The organism is Cohnella mopanensis, from assembly GCF_022352055.1.
In the GTDB taxonomy this organism is placed as follows: Bacteria; Bacillota; Bacilli; order Paenibacillales; family Paenibacillaceae; genus Cohnella; species Cohnella mopanensis.
Map to the genome: position 1 here is coordinate 239,708 of NZ_JAKRWM010000008.1, position 15,721 is coordinate 255,428.

Consider the following 15,721-nt stretch of genomic DNA (forward strand, 5'->3'; position numbering starts at 1 on the left):
GAGTGCTCCAATCGGTCTAGCTCAGTCAATGATGCCTTTAGTATAACACAGGCTGCGGGCTTAGCTCATGTTTTGTCTGAATAGAACACATGTTTAGCGGATAATAGCCCTTCCTCGACTCTCAAGATTCCGAAAGAATATAAGGACTGTCGCCTCTTATCCGTCGGCGATCCCGGATTAAACACGAGCAGTCCCCCGATACGCTTCAGGACGGGGATATGGGAATGGCCATACACAAGCGCATCCAACCGCACACCCTTGAAGGTGTCGATAGCATGCGATTCCGTTGCCTTTCTCTTAACCGCCCCATGTCCATGAACAATGCCGATTCGATAGCCTTCGAACTTAAGCACCTTGCGATAGCCGAACTGCTTAATGATGTCTTCCCCATCATTGTTTCCCGCGACGCCATGGGTCGTAGTATATTTAGCCAACTCTTCGTAGACGGCCAGATTCGTCCAGTCGCCTGCATGAATGATCTCATCGGCGTTCACAAGCTCGCGTATAAGTCTCTCAGGCAACTTCTTGTTCATCCTAGGCATATGCGTATCGGATACGACGACGATTTTCATCCGCACCGACCTCGATTCTATAGGATTTTATATTTTTATCCAAATGTTCGATGAATTAGAGTAACTTTCCATAAAAAATCACGTTATGTATATAAAAGGAGGTTATTCCGTGATTCGCGTCAAGTTGGCCGCAACGATCATTCGCAGGATCATCATCATTGTGTTCGCGATCCTGCTCCTTCCTCGTATATTAACGTTAATACCCGACAACAGGGGCGACAAGGAAAACATTAAAGCACTGGAAAAGGATGGCCCCGTCGTCAAATACGATATCCATCAGTCGATGTTGCTCGATCAAGACCGATTTACGGTAAACGAAATTTATTCGACTCCTAAACAAGTCGTCCTTCGCTACACTTACCGTCCGAAAGGCACAGCTGGCTGGTCATTACCTGAAAACGCCTTTAAATTATACGATTCAAGCGGTAACGAGTTACGCTATAGCGGTTCCTCTAGCAGCGGCACTCCATGGGGTTCGACCGGTTTTATCAACTATAGCGCTTTGATAGAGCCTACGACGAGCATGAGGCTTGTATACGATTGGTATGACCGGAATATCGAGCTCACTTTCCCTATCCAGAAGGAAGGTGAGGAGCAATGAAAAGAAAAACAATCGTGATGACGTTGGAATGGGCCCTTGCCGTCTTATTGGTATTCTTGTTCTTCAGTGACGGACCATTCACGATAGGCAGTGGCAGCGCCGCCGAAGCGCACGAAAGGTCGGAGCGCAGCTATCATTACGGTCCATCCCAGACCATTAAGGAAATTCAATATCGCAATGATATCGTCATCTTCTTAAGCACTTACAAGAACTGGTTCTCAGCCGACACCTCGGTCAAAAAGGGATGGAGATGGTTTCCTGGAGGAGGAGTCGGCGGCGTTGAAATCGATAAGAGCAAAGCTGTATCCTACAGTTGGGAAATCTCCCGTTATAAGAAGGAGCGTTGGATCGCCAAATTTTACGGTTACGTATCCGATCCGCGTATCACCTCGGTCGTTCTTAACATGGACGTCATTAACGAAGGCAAACAAACGGATTCGAAAGACGATACGCAAAAAATGACGGTTTTGAAGCAGTCGATTACGGAAGACCGAATGTTCCTATTTCTGTGGAACGAAGCCGAAATCAGATACACGTGGAAATCGTTGCAAGGTTTAGACTCTGAGGGGAATGTTCTGTACGAACAAACTCTGAATTAATTAATGATCAACAAAACCGATGATTCCGTTCTTCCCGAACGCGATTCATCGGTTTTGTTGTGGTTAGTACATCCCTCATATACCGAAAGCTTCGGCGATATAGCGATAGGAGCGTGTCCGTTTCTCGTAGTCATGAATATGCGATACGATCATTAGTTCATCCAAATGCATGCGGTCCGCGTAACGCTTAAGCGCTTCCTTGACTTGGCCTGGCGTGCCGATAAATCGGCGGGCTTTCATCTGCTCGATCATCTGAAGTTCCATAGGCGAGTACGGATACTCCGATGCCGTCTTAACCGAGGGAAGATAACCAAGTTCCTGTCCGGATAGAAGCTTGACGAAGTACAACTCGTTGCTCTTGGCCAATTGGCGGGCTTCCTCCTCCGTATCGGCGCAGATCGCCATTACGGCCGCTAGCGCAACCGGTTTACTGCAATATTCCGATGGACGGAAATAAGCAAAGTATTGATGTAACGCTTCATCGCCAGCCATTCCGAAAAACTGCGCGAATGCATATGGCGTTCCGAGCTGCGCGGCGATATTCGCGCTTCCGTCGCTGGAACCTAGCAGCCACAATTCCGGTACGTTCTCCGTTTGCGGAAAGGCCCTTAACCCCGGAAAACGATGGTTAGCCGGATTATCATCGTGAAGATAAGCGTTCAGATCCATAACTTGTTGCGGGTACAGATCGATATCTACGCGTTTATGCTCCTGTAGCGCCTTCGTGGCAATAGGCATTCCTCCGGGGGCGCGCCCTAAACCGACATCGATTCGACCAGGATGCAAAGCTTCGAGCAGCTTGAAATTTTCGGCTACTTTATACGAGCTGTAATGCGCAAGCATAATGCCGCCGGAGCCTACGCGAATTGTACTCGTATGGGAAGCAATGTGACCGATCAGAATTTCCGGACTAGAGGAGGCTAACGCAGCGGAGCCATGATGCTCGGATACCCAGAAGCGAGTATATCCGAGTTTCTCCGTCTCCTGAGCCAGCGCGACCGTCTCGTCCAGCGTTTGCTTCACGCTTCTACCTTCATTGACATGCGAATGTTCCAGCACGCTTAATTTCATAGCTCCCCTACTTCTCCTTCCCCTGTTTGCCTCTGTATGTAAAAAAAGCCCGCAAAGGCGCGGGCTCACTCTATGCGATTTAACGTTTGTTGAAAATGTCCGTCAATACCGGTACGATCTGCGATTTGCGCGATACAACGCCTTTCAAGACCGCTTTGTTATCCTGCAGCTTCACGTTGTACGCTTGTTCAACCGCATCCGCAGCGCTACCGATCGCTAAGCCGACCGAGTCGTTGTTAAGGATATCCGTAACGACGAACAGGAACAGATCCAGACCTTTAGCGTTGATAATATTCGTAAGCGCATCTTCAAGCTCGGCTTGTTTGGACAGAACATCGTTCACGTCCACTGCGTTAACTTGTGCGATTTCGACTTTCGCGCTGCCCATTTGGAATTCTTTCGCATCCAAGGAGATCAACTGCGCGATTGTTTTGTCGCTCAGGTCTGCGCCGGCTTTCAGCATATCTAGACCGTAGCTGTCCGCATCAACGCCGGCGATGTCTGCCAGCTCGCGAGCTGCAGCAACGTCTTGCGCCGTGCAAGTCGGAGATTTGAATAATAACGAATCGGAGATGATCGCGGAAAGCATCAAACCTGCGATGTTTTTAGGAACGGATTTTCCGTTTTCTTTGTACAGCTTGTTAAGAATAGTAGCCGTGCAACCAACAGGTTCAGCACGGTAATATAACGGAGCGCTAGTCTCGAAATTGGCAATACGGTGATGGTCGATGACTTCAAGAACCGTAACTTGATCAATATCGGATACGCTTTGTTGGCGCTCGTTGTGATCCACGAGAATAACGCCTTTTACTTCGTTAGCAACCGTCTCTACGAGACGCGGTGCTTGAAAACCGAATTTATCAAGCGCGAATTGGGTTTCGCCGCTTACAGCGCCCAGACGAACAGCTTCCACGTCTTCTCCCAGCTGTTTCTTCAAATCTGCATAGGCAATTGCGGAACAAATCGTATCCGTGTCCGGATTTTTGTGACCGAAGATCAATACTTTGCTCATTTTCTTGCTCCTCATCTATTATTTTGGCGAGAAAAGTATACCTCAAAAGAGTAGTCATAATCAAGGAATTCCACAATCTATTCCGATAGGCTTACAGAATGTTTACGAATTCCTCTTCCAATCAACGGAATTCGTGCGCCAGAAACTCTGCTTAAATCTCGGATAAATACTTGCCGTAGCCTTCTTTCTCCAATTGATCCTTAGGAATAAACCGTAGCGATGCCGAGTTAATGCAATATCTCAGTCCGCCTGGCTTAGGGCCGTCATCGAATACGTGCCCGAGGTGAGAGTCCGCTTCGCGGCTTCTCACTTCAACGCGGAACATGCCGTGAGAGAAGTCCTGATGCTCCTGTATACTGCCGCCATGAAGCGGTTGAGAGAAGCTAGGCCATCCGCATCCAGCGTCGAATTGATCCCTTGAGCTGAACAGAGGCTCGCCCGATACAATGTCCACGTACAAGCCAGGCTCCGTATTGTTATAAAATTCGTTGCGGAACGGCGGCTCTGTTCCTTTGTTCTGCGTAACTTCGAATTGCATCGGAGTCAGTCGTTTACGTAGCTCTTCCTTATCCTTAGGCGTGTTCCAATGCTGCTGAAGGAACGCATCCCGGCCTGAGCCATGGCGGTAATATTTATATCTAAGAGGGTTCTTCTGATGGTAATCCTGGTGATATTCTTCCGCCGGATAGAATTCGCTGGCAGGCTCGATCGTCACAGCAATCGGTTGATGGAATCTTCCGCTTAGCTGCAACTCATCCTTAGACGCTTGAGCTTCCTCGCGTTGCTTATCATCGTGGTAGAAGATCGCCGGGCGATAGGATGAACCCCTGTCGTGAAATTGACCTTCTCCATCGGTCGGATCAACGGAACGCCAGAAAATATCTAGCAGTTTACGATAGGGGAATAACTCTGGGTCATACGTGATTTGAACGGCTTCGGCATGGCCTGTCGTTTCCGAGCACACTTCCTCATAGGTCGGATTGACGATGTGACCGCCTGTATAACCTGATACGATTCCATGAATTCCCGGCAACTCTTCGAATGGCGTTACCATACACCAGAAGCAGCCGCCCGCGAATGTGGCTAATTGTAACGATGATTGATCGTCTTTGTTCATGTTCATACCCCTTCCCTTACTTGTTACGAAGCAATTGCTTATCGTTCTATTGTAAACAATAATCGCTTCCTATTCCAATTCAGCACATTGATTTGCGGAAAATACGGTGCGATAGCATAAAATCGTTTATGATAAGGGCATGGCTAACAGATCGTTCTACCGTTAAGGAGGATCAATGCATGAACCGCAATACGTTGGAGTGGAGATGCGCGGATGGCGCCCTGATGCATGCTTGCGAATGGCGCCCCGAATCCCAAGTAGCCATTAAAGCCGTAATCGGAATTGTTCACGGGATGGGCGAACACGTGGAACGATATTCTCATGTTGCTGAGATGCTGAATGCCGAAGGTTACGCCGTGATCGGATTCGATCAAAGGGGCCATGGACGAACGGAAGGCAAACGAGGCCACGTAAGCGAGTACGAGGGACTTCTGGAAGGCGTTGACAAGCTTGTAACCGAGGCCAAGCGGAATTACCCGAATATTCCCTTCTACTTATTAGGGCACAGTATGGGCGGCAACGTGACGCTTAACTACGTGTTGCGAAGACAACCGGATATCGCCGGGGCGATCGTGACCGGACCATGGCTGAAGCTGGCATTCAGACCCCCTTCTTTGCAAGCGATTATCGGCAAATTCATTGAGAAGATTTACCCGAAATACACCAATAATCGGCCCATGGTGGCAGACAGCTTAACGACGGATCCCGTCATGATCGAACGTTACTTAAACGATCCTCTAGGACACGGACAGATTACGGCTAGGTTTTTTTTCGGCGTTCAAAGCGCGGGACTCTGGGCGCTTAAGCACGCCAAGGAGTGGAAAATCCCTCTGCTCCTCATGCATGGCGGAGACGATAAAGTAACTTCCTTGCATGCTAGCAAGCAATTCGCGGACCAATTGGGCCCTCTTGTTACTTGGCGAGCATGGCCGGGCTTCAAGCACGAGGTCATGAATGAGATTGGACGAGAAGAAGTATTTCAGGTCATTCGCGATTGGCTGAACGATCAGTTGGGCAAGACAACCGACAAGATGAATGGATAACACGAACCCCTGAATGGCATCGACACGATGTCGGCTTCAGGGGTTCGTTGGTTGAAAGAGCTATTAGGGTTAAGAGCCTGTTACTTGATAATATGCTTTCAAGAGCGGTACGAGGCCCAACGGATTTCTCCGTAAATCCTTGGCGCTGAAATAAATATCTCCTTTGACTTCGACAAGCTTCTCATTGTATTTCAACTGGTTGATAATCTCTTGCGCATTATCCCAACCGGCTTCCTTGGTGCCCAACTTATAAGGGGCATGCCCGATATAGAGATCAACGTTCGTCCCTCTCACTTCGTTTGCCCACCAATCGACCAACTTATCGTACTGAGCGATCTTCAGAGACATGCTCCAATAAATCTGAGGCACTATGTAATCGACCCATTCGCTCTTGATCCAAGTGCGAACGTCGGCGTACATGCTATCGTACGCGGTTACGCTTGCCTTCGAGTCCGAACCGGTTGCATCGACGTCTTGATTGCGCCATACGCCGAATGGACTAATCCCGAATTTAACCTGTGGTTTGGCCTTGTGTATGGATTTGCCTAACTGTTCGACAAACTGATTGATGTTATCTCTCCGCCAATCGGCTTTATTCGTCAGCTTGTTGGCGTTATAAGCCAAGTACGTCGCATCATCCGCGAATACGCCATTCGAAGGATAGAAGTAATCGTCTAGATGAACGCCATCGATCTCATATTTGTTAACGACTTCAAGAATGACGTCGATAATATGTTGGCGCGCTTCGGGAATTCCCGGATTAATGTACGAAATCGTGCCTGATTTGACGATCCAATCCGGATGCGTAATCGCGACATGGTTAGAGGCTAGATTCTCAATTTTGGCATCCATGCTCGCTCTAAAAGGATTAAACCAAGCATGAAACTCCATTCCGCGGCGATGGGTTTCTTCGATCATGAACGCCAGAGGGTCATAGTCCGGCGCTACTCCTTGTTTCCCTGTTATGTATTTAGACCAAGGAACGAGATCGGATGGATAGAAGCTATCCGCGGCCGGACGCAGTTGTACGAACACCGTATTGAGTCCCATCCCCTGCAACTCATCCAATAATTGTATGTACTCAAGTTGTTGCTGCTGTGATTTTCCATAAGATTTGTCGGACGGCCAATCCAGGTTATATACGGTCGAAACCCAAGCGCCTCTCAGCGATTTGTCCGACGGAACCTCTGGACTGTTTTGCCTTTGAAGCTTAATCGTCTGCGCGGATTGAACCCACGTGACGAGCAATTTCATCTGTTCGCTTACGAATCTAATCGGCACCATAACCCTGCCACTTATCGACTGTACGGTTGCGTCTAATGCGACTTGCGATCCGTTCACTAGAGCATATTGCTGCCCGATCGTCATAGATAAAGTCAACCCCTCGTACTTAATCGTAGCGGTCTTCGTGCTTTGCACCCACGAGACTCCCGCTCCGAGATTTTTGCTGATGACGCTGAGAGGTACCATCGTGACATTCGATTTCGTAATGAATGGAGGAACGTCCGAGTTGATCTTATTCCCGTCCAGATAAATACTAATCGTAGACGGCTTCGCAGCCGACGCTGCTTGACCGAACAAGGATACAAGAAGTGTAATTCCTAGCAAAAATAATAATAGCCTGTTGCCGACACGCATAATCAAGTTCCTCCGCGATTGCTGTACTCATGTTAATAGAACATTGTAACCATTAGACGTATTAATAGGGCAGTAGTTGCAGTAAAACGCAAAAAAAGCGCTTCCTCGATAGAGAAAACGCTTAAAGATGTCGCATTAAGGAATAAATTGTTGCGTAATCTTAATAATTTTGCCTTTTTCCATCATTAAATGATAGGGGAATTCCTTCAAATTCATCTCCGATTCGTTATCTGACATCATGGCGACGAATTGATCCAAGCTAATCTGTTCATTCCATACGGTGTCTGCTTCTTCCACTTTTCCATTGCGGTTATAGATTTGCATGTAGACTTTCACGTCTTGGGCGATTTCTACGGTTTCGAGCTGAGAGTCATCATTCACGATATAGTATCCGTCCGGAGCTTCGGTCATTCCTGAATCCGGCTCTCTCTCGCGGAACACTTTGTTCGCTTCCTCTCCCTCGTACCATTCTATGAAATCCGCCTGAATATAATCTTTGCCATCCTGTTGATAGATTCGGTCAATGAAAGCAGCCCTCGAATTCGAATCTTGCGGAACTGGCGTATAGTCATTCGTATTGGCTTTAATATCTCCGAGAGACATGATACCTAACAATACGGCGACAAAGCTGACTAGTAATTTGTTAATCATAACCGCATTCTCTCCTTCAGGGCTTGTGCCCATAGCCTTTACGAAAACCTATACCCATTAGACGTTTAAACCAAACGGAAAGTTACATGTCCCGAGTACAAAAATTAAATTTTTTTAACCTTTGCATATCCCCTTCCAACGCCTATACGATAGCCTATTGCGTGAATGAAGCGTTTAGTCTAGGGTGGCTTGTTACAATCGTTAAATTCTTATTAAACTTGCCCAAGATCCGATCAGAACAAAACCCCATCCTTCGATGGGGTCAGGGCATTCTCTTTATTATTGTACAGATTACTTCAATATCACGATTTGCCCGATCAACGGCAATGGCTTCATTCGACCGTTGACGGCATTAACGATACCGTAGATTGCCAGGGCTAGAACCCCAAGATCGGCAAGGGAGTAAAGCGCCCCAAGAAATGGGATAATTACAGATACGATATATATCGCGAGCCCGAGCAAGAACAAGTTCAAGCCTTGTTTCGCATGAAATTGGGCAAACGGAGATTCTTTCGCGGCAAGCAAAGGTATGAAAAATAAAATATAGGCTAAGATAGCCATCCCTTTGTTTTGCTGAATATCGTTCTCGCTTGTTACTTCATGTCGTTGCATGATCAACACCTCATCCATTCGCTTTGATTATCACCAGTATATTCCAAGCAAGCCTATCTAACTAGTGACTTTCGTCATTGATTTGGACATGAGTTGTCATGATCTGATAGGTCCTAAGTTCCTACTTTGTTAAATACCCGGTCTAAGAAAAGCCTGATTTGCTCGAAGGCTTCCCGGACTGCGGGATCGTTAAAATGCTGATCGAAAACGTGGTCTGCGCCTTCAATCGTGATCAACTCGGAATCCACGCCGAGCTTCTGCAACGCTTGATTCATGGCCACGGACTGCTCATAGGGAACATCCGTATCTTGATCTCCATGTAGGAACAATGTCGGCGGAAACTGATTCGTCAGTAAATGGATCGGGTTCAATGAATTCAACAACCATTCATCCCGATCGCGATCTAAGCCGGTGACTTCTTCAAGCCAGATCCCATTCTGACGGCAATAGAGATAATATTCGAAACGGCTCCAGTCGCCTTCCGTTAGCTCTGATTTCCCAACGAGCTCGCGAACAAGAGTTGGATTAACTTTCGGTCGCTGACAGTAATAAGGGCTTGGCTTGGCAATCCAATCTCCAAGGATATCTCCGTATCCATAGAAGGACACGATTGCCTGCGGACGTATGTCCATCGTCCCTATCAACAAGCTAAGATAAGCACCGGCAGAACAACCGAGGAGAGCAATACGATCTGAATTAATACCATAGGACGGGCAAATGCTCGTACGAACCCAATTTATAGCGTCCCGGATATCCTCGATAATCTCCGTCAGTTTAGTTTCCGGAGCCAGCCTATAATCAATGGCAACGAGGTTATATCCTGCATTTGCGTAGAAGTCGATTTGATCCTCGCTTAACCATTTTCTCGTGCCGAAAATGAGTCCACCGCTATGGAGATAGATGAGAACAGGCGATTTCCTCTCATGAATAATGACATCGGCGGATAGGGTACAATCCTTTACTTGTTTATAGGTCAAAGTTGTTCTCATCTTATTCTCCCGATTAAGAATTAATCCCTGCTAAGATAACCTTCAAGCTTGTTCCGAATGTCTGACCATTCACTCTGGATAATGCTATAAATGACATAGTCCAGATTGTAATATTTCTTCCTCAGAATTCCTTCCTTCACGGCCCCTAACCTTTCGATTGCTTTTTGCGATCGGACATTGTCCGTAGAGGTTACGATCTCGACCCGATCGGTATTTAACGTCTCAAAGGCATACTTCAACATCATGTATTTGGTTTCCGTGTTCACGCTTGTTCTCCATACTTTCGAAGAATACCAAGTCGATCCAATATTCATGTTGTTATGCTCCTCTGATATTCTGAGGAATCTAGTGGAGCCAACGATTTCGTTGTGCAGCTTGTCGAACACGGCGAACGGAAACTGTTCCTTTCGTTCAAGGCCGTCCAGCGCTTTGTCAATAAACTTATTCATATCCTCAAGACTTTTGATCTTGACGGGATAGCTGGACCAGATTTCCGGATCCCTGGAGCAATTGAATAAGGGGATCGCATGCGATCTTTCCAGAGGGATTAATCGGACTCTTTCCCCCTCTAATCCGGTAAAATGATACATCAAAATTCCTCACTTTAAATTCATTCTGATCAAACTTATTGGTATCTCCCAATAATACGAACCTCGTGCCCTAAAGCTTCTAAGATCGTTACGGCTTTATGTACAGTCGCTTGGCTACAGCTTTGATTGGCTTCTAGAAAAAAACGATAAACACCTAATTTCCTTGTCGTCGGACGCGACTCTATCCATGACAAGTTAATGGATAGAGCGGTGAAAATATTCAAAATCGCGGATAATACCCCTGGCTGGTCTTGCCCCGGAGTGATCATGAACATCGTCTTCTTCGTTTCCGTATCCATGTTCCGATAGTTGCTGACGACGATAAACCGAGTCTGGTTATCGGGGTTGTCCTGAATATCGCTTTCGACGATGTCTAAGCCCAGTAGGGTGGCTAGTGAGCGAGGCCCGATCGCCGCCGCATCCGTTCTTCCCGTAAGCTGCAGAGCTGTTGCTGCCGAAGCTGAGCTATCGTATTGCACGCTCTTCATATTGAGGCTTCTTATGTACTTCCGGCATTGCGTAAGAATCGGCGAGATGGACCAAGCTTCCTTGATATCAGATCGAATTGTCCCCTTATTCGCTAGCAATTGCAATGATACAGGCAATATATACTCCCCTTCGATGAATAACTGCTCATACGAGATCAAGGAGTCTATCGTCATATTAATCGTACCCTCTATCGTGTTCTCTAGAGGGACGATGGCTTTGTCAACTTGATATTCGCCAATGGCTTCAACAACATCCGGAATGGAATCGAACATTACAAATTCTGTTTCTGCAGAAGTGAAATATCGGGAAGCTGCCTCTTCCGAGAAAGTCCCTTGCGGTCCAAGATAGGCCACTTTCATAAACGGTTTCTCCTACCTTTCTCGACTACCAATCTCTTGTATGAACTGCTCTGTCTTGTACACTTCAACGCCGATATTTTTCATTTCGTCCAATCCTTTGCCATAGACTCCAGAAATGGCGTCTTCAACCATGACTACCTTAAAGTCTCTTTCGCTAGCTTCATACATGCTTGTCCTAGGGCAATTCGGAAAATTGCAGCCGATAAATACAAGCGTATCGATATCTCTGTCCTTGAGAAAGCGTTCAAGCTCCGTCTTGTAAAATGCACCCCATCTAGGTTTGTAGATGGCCCATTCGGAGCTGCCGATTAATTGTATAGTGCCGTTCAGCAGCGCTTGATAGTCCAACGGCGCGGAGTTAATCGGCTTAATGGAATCGACAAGATCGGCCCCGACGGAGCCCGGTCTGACGATATCGGCGCCTGACTCAACGAGTTCTCGCCGGCATAGATCTACATTAGATCCGTCTTCCTTGTAGATGCGGATAATATGAATAATCGGAATGTAATGGCTTCTGCTACCTTCTAAAATGCTCTTCATTCGAGGAACGACTTCATCGGTTCCTTGAATCTCCGCGACGGCGCCCGGCAAGCTAAAGTCGTTCTGGGTATCTATGGTGATAACCGCGCACTTACTGAAATCGGGTTTCGTATATTTATCCGTCATGAGTTGAACGACCTCCTGCATAATGCCATATCAACGTATTGGAAAATTATTATGATTGATTACCTCACGAATGTATTATGGACTCTCTCCGATTTCAGAAGGTAAGGGATCCAGATCGCACAAGATAGAGCTGCTCGTAAAATACTCCTCATTAAGCTACCGTCCTCGAGTTCGTTAGCCAACGGGATTTGAGTAATGAGTACATAATCTATGATTCCGAAAATCAATCCTGAACTGTACCCAATAATCATTAGTCTAGGGAAAATCGTTTTTTTGCTATACAAATTAATCAAGCAATAGATACAGAACGCAAACATAAGAACATTATATAACGCTTCATATACAAGTGCCGGAGCCCATAGAGGATCATAAACTGCGGATTGTTTATCCGTCAGCACTCCCCAAATATCCGGCGAAAAAGCAGGGATCGTGGTATTGAAAAATTGCACAAATAGCAATAAAAGCGTCGCGTAGAGCCCAATTTGAACCAATACTAACCAACCGCCTAGACCTGATATACCTAAAGGCAAGTATTTCTGAGTTTCTGAATTTTTTTCGACTGAACTATTTTCCATGAATAATCACACTCTCTCATCGTTATGATTGGTTTGGTACAATAATCGTTTCTCTGATCAATTCAACAAGCTTCCGTTTCTCTTCTTCGGGTATCCACTCCGTTAATCGCGCTGCTGCGATAGGAATAATCCATTGGTCAATCTCTTTCCTATCAATAACTGAGTCGCGGGTATATTCCCGGATATAGTGTTTGAGAATTTGTCTTCTCACTCGAGAGAAGATGCTTAAGACGATTCGAGGCGTTTTTTCCGGCGTACTCCCATGTTGAATAAGTAATATCGTGCGAGCGACATCTCCTGCCGGATTACCTGACATCCCCGTCATCCAATCGATTATCCATTCTCTCTCGCCGATAATGATATTGTCAGGATGGAAATCGCCATGGCAAAGCTTGTTATCGTCCTTTAGATTACTTAGGAGATTAAGTATTTGATCTTTCTCTTCTATCGTTAGTAGAGGGGCATGTTGGATTTGATAGTTTAGAATTTCTCTTTGTTTGGGGAGATCATCCACCGTCTTCTCGTGCACGGCCTTATGTAGAGAGGCCATTCTGAGCGCCTCTTTATTCACAGTCCATAACTTTCTAGAGATTGATTTGAGCATTGTATTGCCGTTAATTCTCTCATATACAATTCCTTTACGCCCATTGTAATAGATAAGATCGACAGGCTGGGGGCTTGGGATTCCGGAGCTGAAAATCGTCTTGCTGATCTTGAATTCCTCATCCATGACATGCTCGGGCAATTGTGGTCGTAGCAGTTTTAATATATGTCCCTCGCCATAGGCATAGATTTCAGCAGTTCTGCCTAACGCAATGATCTCGTTTTTCGTTGCGTCTGTCACTTATCGGGACCTACTTTCTGCGGTGATCTAGCTTATTTGTTTTAATCGTTTTTTGAATCCGACGTTTTCACTGGAATATCCCAGGGCTTTATAGAAATCGTGAGATTGAATACGTTGATTACCCGACACGAGAATGATGTAGCTACACTCCCGCTCTTCCCCGAAATCTTCAATGGCCTTCATCAGCAACTTGCCGGTTCCCTTACCTCGATAAGCGGAGGAGACGACTACATTCTCGACTAGCAGAAACGGATTACAATTCCCAACCAAGTCATAACATTGAACAGCCATTGCCGTTCCAATGACTTGATCCCCGTCGCAGGCCACCGCCACGAAATAGTTAGGATTGCTCGAAATGAGATTCAACTGATCTTTCATAGCGATAGGATTGGATTCGACTCCGATAAATTCGGTGAATAATTCCGATAAGCGCTTGATGTCATTGATGTTGGCTTTACGTATTAAATAATCCATCCCAACACTTCTCCTCGCGAATAATGGGAATAGCGAATGCTTGAATTACATATTACGAAAGAACGGGATTATTCCGTATTTTTGTCATATTAAACCATAACGTTACATATCTCAATCAAATCTTTTACCGTCCAAGCATTGGACCTATTAGCTTTCCAGCCTTTCATTAATAATTAGGAGTGACTTCTTCCAGTCCCCAAGTTAAAACATCTAGTCTCTCTGCATAATGCAGAAGTGGCTTCTCGTCGGGAAGTCGTAAACCATTGAAATTAGCCATTGTATTGGTGTAGATTTCCGCTTCGGCATGTTGCAACGGCCATGGATCATGTAAAATATCGCATCTATACGTTCGTCCCTTATGGGAAGTATACAAGCAGTATCTTTCCGTTAACCAATGCTCCAAAGTGCCTTGTTGGGTCGTATAGGGGGGCGAGACGGGCTTGTACTTTCCGTGGAATTGAAAATCACCGCGGGCTCCACTCCGTTTGCTATGGTAAGTAATGGTCTGAGCATCCTTATGCAAATCGATATCCGCCAGGTAATACGGCAAATGGTAAAAGGCTCTAGCGCCTTTAACGGCTAGAAAATTAGTCGCATCCAGACTAAAAAAATAAACGCCCGGTTTATTATCTATGGTGACATAGGTTCTCACGTTTAGTTCCGCGAATTTCGACGTAAACGGAATAGCCGGCATGTGGTTTAATCGAATTCCGCTCATATCGAAAGGCACGACAGCGATCCAAGCCTGCCCTTCATACAGATCGAGTTGTAACGGACTCGGAATGAATGGCTGAAGCTTATCTATCGCGATCGGCCAATGCGCGAAAAGCAAGTTAAGCCAAGTTTGCTTCATTCTCCAAGGCTTTGACGGAATTGGCCAAGGTCTATGATCCGTTTTCATGAAAGACGACATGCCAAAACCTCCAATATTATAAATATTGGAAAAGTGTACCCCTCTAATGACGATAGGTCAATAAATTTTGGCAGTTAGACATTAATTTTACTGCGAAGTTTATTGATCTCGTATCTGACTTCAGATATCTCCTCCTCTATTCCATCAATGATCTTTAAGTTAAGGACACCGACTATGATCAAGATTAATCCGCATATCGGAAACGCAATCCGTCTTGATGTTATGGCCCAGAATACGGACTCTGGAGTATCGGATGAGTAAGAGCCCAGCAAATACTGCGATAATCCATACAAAAGGATAAGAGCACCTGCAACAATAACAACAGTCGACCACTTCTTTATTTTAGCGAATTTCATTATTCTACTCCTTTCATGAGGATGAATTTGGTTTTCGTTAAAGATTCGATTTGCGAAATATGATGCCGGTTATGCCATATGAATCTTTGGAGAGCACCATCTAGGGAGATTGCTCCAAGTACTTGGGTTCTTAACGTCCTTCTGTAATCGTCCGGCTTCAGCCCCTTAAGCAAGGTCAGAAAACGGCTATGGAGCGTCTCAAGCAAGACGAGGGAATTCTCTATAGGGACATCTTTGTAATCGCATAGCTCCGCCCATAAGTCTTCCCGGTAAGAGCTCCCCATCGGTTCCTCTTCGGTCAACGCCCTCTTGAACCTCAAATAAGCGTTCATATCATTATCGGCTAAGTGATGGATAATTTGCTTGATCGTCCAGCCATCTTGACGGTAAGGAATATTTAGCTGTTCCGGCGTGAGATCCTTAACGATATTTCTTAGCGATTTCGTAATTTCCGGGATTTGATCGATCATATGGGCCCGGTCTTCATCTGTAGGTTTATTAATGGCTTCAAACGGGCCGATAGGAAATCGAATATTGTCCACTTCACGAC

General features: G+C 46.0%; 20 protein-coding genes. 3 read left to right on the forward strand and 17 right to left on the reverse strand.

Annotated elements, in window-relative coordinates:
- Positions 1–65: 65 nt before the first annotated feature.
- Complete coding sequence (locus L3D05_RS14060; protein ID WP_239616756.1) at positions 66–572, reverse strand: metallophosphoesterase family protein; 507 nt, start codon at positions 570–572, stop codon at positions 66–68.
- A gap of 109 nt (positions 573–681) precedes the next feature.
- Here L3D05_RS14060 and L3D05_RS14065 point away from each other — a divergent pair, with 109 nt between their 5' ends.
- The gene (locus tag L3D05_RS14065; protein WP_239616758.1) at positions 682–1,173 is read left to right on the forward strand and encodes a hypothetical protein; all 492 of its coding nucleotides are present in this window, start codon (positions 682–684) and stop codon (positions 1,171–1,173) included.
- Complete coding sequence (locus L3D05_RS14070) at positions 1,170–1,772, forward strand: hypothetical protein (protein ID WP_239616760.1); 603 nt, start codon at positions 1,170–1,172, stop codon at positions 1,770–1,772. The genes L3D05_RS14065 and L3D05_RS14070 overlap by 4 nt, the downstream gene beginning before the upstream one ends.
- 75 nt (positions 1,773–1,847) lie before the next feature.
- On the opposite strand, the gene L3D05_RS14075 is transcribed toward L3D05_RS14070, so the two are convergent.
- The 3 genes from L3D05_RS14075 to msrA form a co-directional block, all read right to left on the reverse strand.
- Positions 1,848–2,843 carry an LLM class flavin-dependent oxidoreductase gene (locus L3D05_RS14075; protein WP_239616761.1) on the reverse strand — a complete coding sequence of 332 codons (996 nt, stop codon included), beginning with the start codon at positions 2,841–2,843 and terminating at the stop codon, positions 1,848–1,850.
- A 79-nt stretch (positions 2,844–2,922) separates the two neighbouring features.
- Entirely contained in the window at positions 2,923–3,855 is a 933-nt protein-coding gene (locus L3D05_RS14080; RefSeq protein WP_239616762.1) for a manganese-dependent inorganic pyrophosphatase, read from the reverse strand.
- 151 nt (positions 3,856–4,006) lie between these two features.
- A complete protein-coding gene (gene msrA / locus L3D05_RS14085; RefSeq protein WP_239616764.1) occupies positions 4,007–4,972 on the reverse strand; it encodes a peptide-methionine (S)-S-oxide reductase MsrA in 966 nt (321 codons plus the stop codon).
- 179 nt (positions 4,973–5,151) lie between these two features.
- Between msrA and L3D05_RS14090 the strand changes: the two genes are divergently transcribed.
- Positions 5,152–6,015 (forward strand): alpha/beta hydrolase, encoded by an 864-nt coding sequence (locus tag L3D05_RS14090; protein ID WP_239616765.1) that lies wholly within the window; start codon positions 5,152–5,154, stop codon positions 6,013–6,015.
- 69 nt (positions 6,016–6,084) lie between these two features.
- Here L3D05_RS14090 and L3D05_RS14095 read toward each other — a convergent pair whose 3' ends face one another.
- From L3D05_RS14095 to L3D05_RS14150, 13 genes are all read right to left on the reverse strand, one after another.
- Positions 6,085–7,653 carry a family 10 glycosylhydrolase gene (locus L3D05_RS14095; RefSeq protein ID WP_239616767.1) on the reverse strand — a complete coding sequence of 523 codons (1,569 nt, stop codon included), beginning with the start codon at positions 7,651–7,653 and terminating at the stop codon, positions 6,085–6,087.
- Between the two features lie 135 nt (positions 7,654–7,788).
- Positions 7,789–8,304: a hypothetical protein gene (locus L3D05_RS14100; protein ID WP_239616769.1), complete on the reverse strand. Its 516-nt coding sequence runs from the start codon at positions 8,302–8,304 to the stop codon at positions 7,789–7,791.
- Positions 8,305–8,595: 291 nt separating this feature from the next.
- Positions 8,596–8,916, reverse strand: coding sequence for a DUF4870 domain-containing protein (locus L3D05_RS14105; RefSeq protein ID WP_239616770.1), 321 nt, complete (start codon positions 8,914–8,916; stop codon positions 8,596–8,598).
- 113 nt (positions 8,917–9,029) lie between these two features.
- Positions 9,030–9,905, reverse strand: a complete 876-nt coding sequence (locus L3D05_RS14110; protein WP_239616771.1) for an alpha/beta hydrolase — start codon at positions 9,903–9,905, stop codon at positions 9,030–9,032.
- A 20-nt stretch (positions 9,906–9,925) separates the two neighbouring features.
- On the reverse strand, positions 9,926–10,495 hold the full coding sequence (locus L3D05_RS14115; protein WP_239616773.1) for a GNAT family N-acetyltransferase: 570 nt from the start codon (positions 10,493–10,495) through the stop codon (positions 9,926–9,928).
- 35 nt (positions 10,496–10,530) lie between these two features.
- The gene (pheA, locus tag L3D05_RS14120) at positions 10,531–11,343 is read right to left on the reverse strand and encodes a prephenate dehydratase (RefSeq protein WP_239616776.1); all 813 of its coding nucleotides are present in this window, start codon (positions 11,341–11,343) and stop codon (positions 10,531–10,533) included.
- 12 nt (positions 11,344–11,355) lie between these two features.
- The gene (locus L3D05_RS14125; protein WP_239616777.1) at positions 11,356–12,009 is read right to left on the reverse strand and encodes a cysteine hydrolase family protein; all 654 of its coding nucleotides are present in this window, start codon (positions 12,007–12,009) and stop codon (positions 11,356–11,358) included.
- A gap of 59 nt (positions 12,010–12,068) precedes the next feature.
- Positions 12,069–12,584 (reverse strand): DUF2569 domain-containing protein, encoded by a 516-nt coding sequence (locus L3D05_RS26750; protein WP_369417976.1) that lies wholly within the window; start codon positions 12,582–12,584, stop codon positions 12,069–12,071.
- 22 nt (positions 12,585–12,606) lie between these two features.
- Positions 12,607–13,428 (reverse strand): phosphotransferase, encoded by an 822-nt coding sequence (locus L3D05_RS26755; protein ID WP_239616779.1) that lies wholly within the window; start codon positions 13,426–13,428, stop codon positions 12,607–12,609.
- 27 nt (positions 13,429–13,455) lie between these two features.
- Entirely contained in the window at positions 13,456–13,902 is a 447-nt protein-coding gene (locus L3D05_RS14135) for a GNAT family N-acetyltransferase (RefSeq protein ID WP_239616781.1), read from the reverse strand.
- 166 nt (positions 13,903–14,068) lie between these two features.
- Positions 14,069–14,815, reverse strand: a complete 747-nt coding sequence (locus L3D05_RS14140) for a YqjF family protein (RefSeq protein WP_239616783.1) — start codon at positions 14,813–14,815, stop codon at positions 14,069–14,071.
- Between the two features lie 74 nt (positions 14,816–14,889).
- Positions 14,890–15,171, reverse strand: a complete 282-nt coding sequence (locus L3D05_RS14145; RefSeq protein ID WP_239616785.1) for a hypothetical protein — start codon at positions 15,169–15,171, stop codon at positions 14,890–14,892.
- Entirely contained in the window at positions 15,171–15,713 is a 543-nt protein-coding gene (locus L3D05_RS14150) for a YfiT family bacillithiol transferase (protein WP_239616786.1), read from the reverse strand. Before L3D05_RS14150 ends, L3D05_RS14145 begins: the two co-directional genes overlap by 1 nt.
- Positions 15,714–15,721 lie beyond the last annotated feature (8 nt).